Source organism: Methylophaga sp. (assembly GCF_048266885.1).
GTDB lineage: Bacteria > Pseudomonadota > Gammaproteobacteria > Nitrosococcales > Methylophagaceae > Methylophaga.
On record NZ_JBLWYR010000005.1, the window covers coordinates 122,094 to 128,671 of the forward strand.

Annotated in this window: 9 protein-coding genes; 6 read left to right on the top strand and 3 right to left on the bottom strand. The window is 43.8% G+C overall.

All coding sequences use genetic code 11. The features are described from left to right. The first annotated feature begins 4 nt into the window (after nt 1-4). Together ACN0V2_RS03990 and ACN0V2_RS03995 are read left to right on the top strand one after the other, a co-directional pair. Nucleotides 5-760: a DUF3108 domain-containing protein gene (locus tag ACN0V2_RS03990; protein WP_417549491.1), complete on the top strand. Its 756-nt coding sequence runs from the start codon at nt 5-7 to the stop codon at nt 758-760. A 14-nt stretch (nt 761-774) separates the two neighbouring features. Next, nucleotides 775-1,380: an NUDIX domain-containing protein gene (locus ACN0V2_RS03995; RefSeq protein ID WP_417549492.1), complete on the top strand. Its 606-nt coding sequence runs from the start codon at nt 775-777 to the stop codon at nt 1,378-1,380. Here the strand turns inward: ACN0V2_RS03995 and ACN0V2_RS04000 are convergent. The 3 genes from ACN0V2_RS04000 to icd form a co-directional block, all read right to left on the bottom strand. Next, a complete protein-coding gene (locus ACN0V2_RS04000; RefSeq protein WP_417549493.1) occupies nt 1,377-2,285 on the bottom strand; it encodes a D-hexose-6-phosphate mutarotase in 909 nt (302 codons plus the stop codon). The genes ACN0V2_RS03995 and ACN0V2_RS04000 overlap by 4 nt on opposite strands. 70 nt (nt 2,286-2,355) lie before the next feature. Beyond that, on the bottom strand, nt 2,356-2,838 hold the full coding sequence (locus tag ACN0V2_RS04005; RefSeq protein WP_417549494.1) for an FKBP-type peptidyl-prolyl cis-trans isomerase: 483 nt from the start codon (nt 2,836-2,838) through the stop codon (nt 2,356-2,358). Nucleotides 2,839-2,847: 9 nt separating this feature from the next. Beyond that, nucleotides 2,848-4,101 (bottom strand): NADP-dependent isocitrate dehydrogenase, encoded by a 1,254-nt coding sequence (icd, locus tag ACN0V2_RS04010; protein ID WP_417549495.1) that lies wholly within the window; start codon nt 4,099-4,101, stop codon nt 2,848-2,850. 21 nt (nt 4,102-4,122) lie between these two features. On the opposite strand from icd, the gene ACN0V2_RS04015 reads away from it, so the two are divergent. From ACN0V2_RS04015 to ACN0V2_RS04030, 4 genes are all read left to right on the top strand, one after another. Beyond that, a complete protein-coding gene (locus ACN0V2_RS04015; protein WP_417549496.1) occupies nt 4,123-4,857 on the top strand; it encodes a pseudouridine synthase in 735 nt (244 codons plus the stop codon). Then, a complete protein-coding gene (locus tag ACN0V2_RS04020; protein ID WP_417549497.1) occupies nt 4,778-5,155 on the top strand; it encodes an NUDIX hydrolase in 378 nt (125 codons plus the stop codon). The genes ACN0V2_RS04015 and ACN0V2_RS04020 overlap by 80 nt, the downstream gene beginning before the upstream one ends. A gap of 2 nt (nt 5,156-5,157) precedes the next feature. Next, nucleotides 5,158-6,261 (top strand): tRNA 2-thiouridine(34) synthase MnmA, encoded by a 1,104-nt coding sequence (gene mnmA / locus ACN0V2_RS04025; RefSeq protein ID WP_417549498.1) that lies wholly within the window; start codon nt 5,158-5,160, stop codon nt 6,259-6,261. Next, a partial coding sequence (locus tag ACN0V2_RS04030; protein ID WP_417549499.1) for a DUF489 family protein occupies nt 6,258-6,578 on the top strand: 321 nt, incomplete at its 3' end. The genes mnmA and ACN0V2_RS04030, both read left to right, overlap by 4 nt.

The following is a 6,578-nucleotide window of genomic DNA, read 5'->3' on the forward strand; positions in this document are numbered from 1 at the left end:
ATTCATGCGTTATTTTTTTTGTTTAGTATTGCTAATACTGTCACCTGTGGCTTTTGCACAAGGCTTGGATGACTATTCGGCCAAATATCAAATTGAAATGAATGGTCTTCAGGCTGGCGAGTTGACTCAAGAATTGGAAACGTTAACAGATGGCTTGCATCGTTTCAGTTCTGTCACTAAGGCAAAAGGTGTCGTTGCTTTATTCCGACGTGATACGGTCAAAGAAAGCAGTTTATGGATACTTTCCAAGCAGCAAACTCAACCGCATCAATATCTCTATCAACGAAGTGGTGGCAAAAAAGATAAGTACTTGCGAATGGACTTTGATTGGCGCAAAAATTCCGTTCACATAGATGACAAAGTCCACCCTTGGAATCTTGATATCGAAGAAGGCACACTAGAAAAACACGTTTACCAAGTACAACTAAGGTTGGATCTTCTCAAAAATCCACAACAAACCAATTTTAATTATTCGATCGCAGATGGTGGACGTATAAAACATTATGAGATTGAAAGACTCGAACAAGAAACGATCACGACGCCACTAGGCCAAATCGCAACAGTGAAATTTAAAAGACAACGTGATCGCGAAAGTGATAAAGATCGGGAAACGACTTTATGGTGCGCTCCGGACCTGAATTATTTACCTGTCAAACTTGAACATATTGAAAAAGATGGCACTAAATTTATAGCTGTAATACGCCGTCTTGATGGTATATCAACTTCGGCCTTTCAACCGGTGAATCAAACTTCTCCTTGACCCCAGGAAAACGGATGAGCAAAAAACAATTTGAGATCATTGATGAAACTACCGCATATAACGGTTTTTTTAGTTTAAAAATTGTTTCAGTCAAACATACTTTATATAAAGGCGGTTGGAGTGCTCCGCTCACTCGTGAAGTTTTTGAGCGAGGCAGTTGTGTTGCCGTACTGCTCTACGATCCAAAAAAAGATGCATTAGTCATTATCGAACAATTCCGCCCGGGCGCATTACAGTTAAATGATGAACGTGTATGGTTAATGGAAATCGTGGCAGGAGCCATTGAGCCAGGTGAGACACCAGAATCCGTCGCCTATCGTGAAGCGATTGAAGAATCCGGTTGTGAAATATTGGAGATGATTAAGATCAATGAATTCTTTACCTCTCCCGGTGGCACATCTGAATTACTTCATTTGTTTTGTGGCCGTATTGATAGCACCCATATTGGTGGCTTACATGGGTTGGATGAGGAAGATGAAGATATCTCCGTCAGTGTTTTATCTTTCGATCAGGTTTATGAATTGCTCGAAGCCGGTAAGATCATCTCAGCCATTCCGATTATCGCAATACAGTGGTTGGCGTTACATCGCGAAGAATTGCGTCAACGCTGGTCAGACTAACTAAGTGGCATGATCCGATAACACGCAGAAAGTGTATGAGATTCACCTGGCGCTAAACTGATACTGTCATTGGCTGCATTGGCGCTTTCAACACAGACAAAATACTGATAAGCATCATCTGTCATGTCTTTTAAGCTTGTGACTCGCTCCCATGGATTCCAAACTATAGTGGTATTTGAGCCGGCACTTTCCACCACGATGCGTCTTGACCATTCAGTATCTTCAATAAACAGCTTGTCAGAACTATCCAAATAAACTCTATCGACTTCACCTCTGAAATGAATCTCACCCTGCTGTAATTTTTCGCGGAAATTTTCCACTTTATCGAGGTAGTGATGGTTATTCAGCCCTCTAACTTGAGTCTTATGAATATCACCCACCGCAAAATAGGTATGTAACGCCTGCGAAATCACAAAACATTCGCTATCGAGATTTTTGGTCGTCAATGAAAGTTTGAGTTGTTCACTAATCTCAATCTTCATTTCTAAACTATAAGCACAACGCCAGAGCTTTTCGTCAATTGGATCGGGTGTTAAGTTCAAGGTCAACACAATACTACCGCTTTCAGTCTGCTGAACATCGGTCACGTCCCACACTCGAATGCGGGCAAAACCATGTGCTGGGCGGCCTATACCACTCGGATCTACCCCAAACCATGGCCAACAGATAGGAACACCGCCACGAATTGCCCGGCGATTACCATAGCGAGTCAAATGGCTCAAAAACAGCAAATCATGCAATGCATCCGCTGCCCGGTACGATAAAATCTGCGCGCCTTGAGTTGTTATACGTGCCTTGGCGAAAGGTGTATCGATGTTGATCATCACGCACTCTGATGGCCCAATCGAAAAATTGAGAGAACCAGGAATGCCAAATTGTTGTTCAAGTTGTTCAATAGTTTGCATGGGATTCTATGTCTGAAACAAAAAGACGGGCGCAATGCCCGTCTTTAAGTCTAAATATAAAGTGAAACGTCTAGTGGTGGTGTCCACCTTCACCATGAACATGACCATGCTCCAGTTCTTCGGCACTAGGTTCACGAACTTCACGGATTTCAACATCGAAGTTCAAATGCACACCTGCCAGAGGGTGATTGCCATCGACGGTAACCGTTTCATCATTGATTGCAACGACAGTTACTAAAACCGGACCTTGCTCAGTTTCTGACTGAAATTGCATACCAACTTCAACTTTTTCTACACCACTGAATAATTCAGCAGGCACTTCTTGTTTCAGGGCTTCATGGCGTTCGCCATAAGCATTTGCAGGTTCAATACTAGCTTGAACTTTATCACCTGTTTCTTTGCCCATCAGAGCATCTTCTAAACCAGGAATAATGTTGCCAGCACCATGCAGATACGCCAGCGGGCCAGCACCTTCACTACTATCAATGACTGTGCCGCTGTTGTCGGTGAGCGTGTAATCAATAACGACTACTTTGTTGTCTGCAACTTTCATGAAAACTCCTTACATGTTTTGAATAACAGCTGCAGCATAATCACTACAACTCAACGCATCGACGCCAATAGCCTGAGCTAAATCACCGGTGACACGTGCATTTGAAATGGCGCCTGAGACGCCGGAAACGACGAGATCCGCCGCTTCGACCCAACCTAAATGACGTAATAACATTTCGGCCGATAGGATTAATGATGACGGATTCGCGCTGTTTTTGCCAGCCAATGCTGGAGCAGTACCGTGTGTTGCTTCAAACATCGCAACTGCATCCGCCAAATTAGCACCTGGTGAGATACCAATTCCCCCAACCTGCGCAGCAAGTGCATCGGAAATATAATCGCCATTGAGATTCAATGTGGCGACAACATCATAATCTTTAGGATGTAACAGGATTTCCTGTAAAAACGCATCAGCAATCGAATCTTTTATGACTATTGATTTACCAGTGTTTGGGTTTTTAAAGGTTTTCCAAGGACCACCATCCAGTGATGTTGCCCCAAATTCTTTCTCAGCAAGGTCGTAACCCCACTGTTTAAAGGCACCTTCGGTGAACTTCATGATATTGCCCTTATGTACCAGGGTCAATGAATCACGATTGTTGTCGATAACGTACTGAATGGCTTTACGCACCAGACGCTCAGTTCCTTCTTTAGAAACCGGTTTGATACCGATACCTGAAGTTTCCGGAAAACGAATTTTGCTCACACCCATGTCGTTGCGTAAAAAGTCGATGACTTTTTGAACTTCTGGTGTACCCGCAGCCCATTCTATACCTGCATAAATATCTTCAGAGTTTTCCCGGAAGATAACCATATCAATATTTTCTGGCGCTTTAACCGGACTTGGCGTACCTGGGTAGTAACGAACTGGACGCTGGCAGACATATAAATCCAGCGTTTGGCGTAACGCCACATTCAGTGAGCGTATACCCCCACCTACTGGGGTCATTAACGGACCTTTGATAGATACCGAATAGTCTCTCAATACATCAATGGTTTCTTCTGGCAGATAGGTATCTGCACCATAGACTTCAGTAGCTTTTTCACCTGCATACACTTCCATCCAGGAAATTTTGCGTTCGCCGTTATAGGCTTTGTTTACTGCTGCATCAATCACATCAATCATCGCCGGTGTGATATCGACACCGATGCCATCACCTTCGATGAAAGGGATAATCGGTTGATTAGGTACATTTAATGAATAATCGGCATTAACGCCGATAGCTGCACCCTGTTCCGGTACACTAATGTGTTGATATGCCATGCACGGCTCCTGGAGTTAAAAGTGGCATTTTACATGATCTATGGCGTTGATATAACCATGACCAAACTAATTGCGTTTAATAAACCTTATGACGTGCTAACCCAATTCAACGATAACGATGGTCGAAAAACACTCAAAGACTTCATTGATATACCGGATGTTTATCCGGCAGGACGTTTGGATCGTGATAGTGAAGGTTTATTATTGCTGACCGACGATGGTCAATTACAACATCATATCAGCGATCCACGGCATAAATTAACAAAAACTTACTGGGTTCAAGTGGAAAATATTCCAGATGCCGCTGCACTCGAACAATTACAACGTGGCGTGATGTTAAACGATGGCCTGACTAAACCTGCCAAAGCTCGACTGATCGAACCACCTACTGTTTGGGAAAGACATCCGCCAGTACGCTTTCGCCAATCAATTCCCACTCAATGGTTAGAATTGCAAATTAGTGAAGGCAAGAATCGTCAGGTGAGACGAATGACTGCAGCCGTTGGATACCCGACATTAAGATTAATCCGTGCAGCAATTGGTCCATGGCAGATAAATGATCTACAACCGGGACAATGGTGCGAAGTTAATTTTCAGACCGTGATAAAATACGCCGATGATTTGGACTCCAAGAACCACCGTAGCCGCCGTAATAGAACGCGACCAGCAATTTCTGATGGTCGAAGAAATGATCGGCAGCGAACTCAAAATCAACCAGCCAGCCGGCCATCTCGAAGACGACGAAAGCCTGATTGAGGCCGTTATTCGTGAAACACTGGAAGAAACAGCTTGGCAATTCACGCCTGAATCATTAATCGGTATTTATCGCTGGCGACACCCTCAAACCGAAAATACCTATATTCGTTTCTGTTTTGCCGGAAGCCTCGGTGACAAACTCGATAGACCGTTAGATACTGATATTCATCAGGCGGTTTGGTTAGATGCTACAACCATCCAAAAACGTCGGTCCCAGTTTCGTAGTCCTTTAGTCGAGCAGTGTTTACAGGATTACCTGGCGGGTAAACGCTATTCTCTTGATTTATTAACTGATTAATTATGTCTGAAAACAAAAAAATAGTCGTCGGCTTGTCCGGTGGTGTGGATTCTTCTGTCTCAGCCTTGTTACTTAAACAACAAGGCTTTGATGTTGAAGGTCTGTTTATGAAAAACTGGGTTGACTATGCCGATGAGAGCGAATGTACGGTTGAGGAGGATCGCAAAGACGCCCAATCAGTTGCCGATAAAGTAGGTATCGTTTTTCATGAAGCTAATTTCGCCATGGAATACTGGGATTATGTGTTCAAGCATTTCCTCGATGAATATAAAGCTGGCCGCACACCGAATCCTGACATTCTTTGCAATCGCGAAATCAAATTTAAAGCCTTTTTGGACCACGCCATGGAATTGGGTGGCTATCTGATTGCTACCGGGCATTACGCACGAGTTCGTGAGTTTGAGGGTAAATTTCAATTATTGAAGGGTTTAGACAACACCAAGGATCAAAGTTATTTCCTCTATACACTTGGGCAGGCCCAATTATCCCGTACCCTTTTCCCGTTGGGTGAACTTCCAAAAACCGAAGTACGTGAAATCGCCGAAAAAGCCGGTTTTATCAATCACGACAAAAAAGACAGTACCGGGATCTGCTTTATCGGTGAGCGACGTTTCCGTGAGTTTCTGGGACGTTATATCCCGGCTCAACCTGGAGAAATGCATACCCCTGAAGGCGAAAAAATTGGCGAACATTCAGGCTTAATGTACTACACCCTCGGCCAACGTCAGGGACTTGGTATTGGAGGCCGAAAAGACAGCAGTGGCAAGCCTTGGTTTGTCGCTGGCAAGGATATGGAAAACCGCATCTTGTATGTTGTTCAAGGTGAACATGAATGGCTTTACAGCACTAAATTAACTGCTGAACAACTCTCCTGGGTGGCAGGTGAAGCACCAGAGTTGCCTTGCCGTGCGAGTGCTAAAACTCGCTATCGTCAGCCAGATCAAGCCTGTCTTATTACACAGGATGATAATGGCAATATTCAGGTTGAGTTTGATGAACCACAACGTGCTGTGACGCCAGGACAATCTGTGGTGTTTTATCAAGATGATGTCTGCCTAGGCGGTGGCATTATTGTTGATACCAATGCACCAGGAATGCACCCATGACTCAGAAAACAATTATTCATGATCGGGTGATCGCCCTTTCGGCTTTGATGCAATCGGCTACTTTGGTCAAACAAATCGCAGAAACTGGCCAAGTTGATAACGACGATATGCAGACTATGCTGCAAAGTTTACTGATAATGGATGCACCAGATACCGAATCGGTTTATGGTGAAATCAATAAATTAAAAACCGGTTTATCTCAATTTAATAACCAATTATCGAAACGTAAACAACCTGGCGATATTGTGATGTTGCGCTACGCCATTGGGATTTTGCATCTGGAACGTAAACTACGTAAACGTCCAGCGATGTTGGAT

Bases quoted from the DNA above. Each gene is read 5' to 3' on its own strand.
- ACN0V2_RS03990 (WP_417549491.1), top strand. From the start codon at position 5: ATGCGTTATTTTTTTTGTTTAGTATTGCTAATACTGTCACCTGTGGCT.
- ACN0V2_RS03995 (WP_417549492.1), top strand. From the start codon at position 775: ATGAGCAAAAAACAATTTGAGATCATTGATGAAACTACCGCATATAAC.
- ACN0V2_RS04000 (WP_417549493.1), bottom strand. From the start codon at position 2,285: ATGCAAACTATTGAACAACTTGAACAACAATTTGGCATTCCTGGTTCT.
- ACN0V2_RS04005 (WP_417549494.1), bottom strand. From the start codon at position 2,838: ATGAAAGTTGCAGACAACAAAGTAGTCGTTATTGATTACACGCTCACC.
- icd (WP_417549495.1), bottom strand. From the start codon at position 4,101: ATGGCATATCAACACATTAGTGTACCGGAACAGGGTGCAGCTATCGGC.
- ACN0V2_RS04020 (WP_417549497.1), top strand. From the start codon at position 4,778: ATGGTCGAAGAAATGATCGGCAGCGAACTCAAAATCAACCAGCCAGCC.
- mnmA (WP_417549498.1), top strand. From the start codon at position 5,158: ATGTCTGAAAACAAAAAAATAGTCGTCGGCTTGTCCGGTGGTGTGGAT.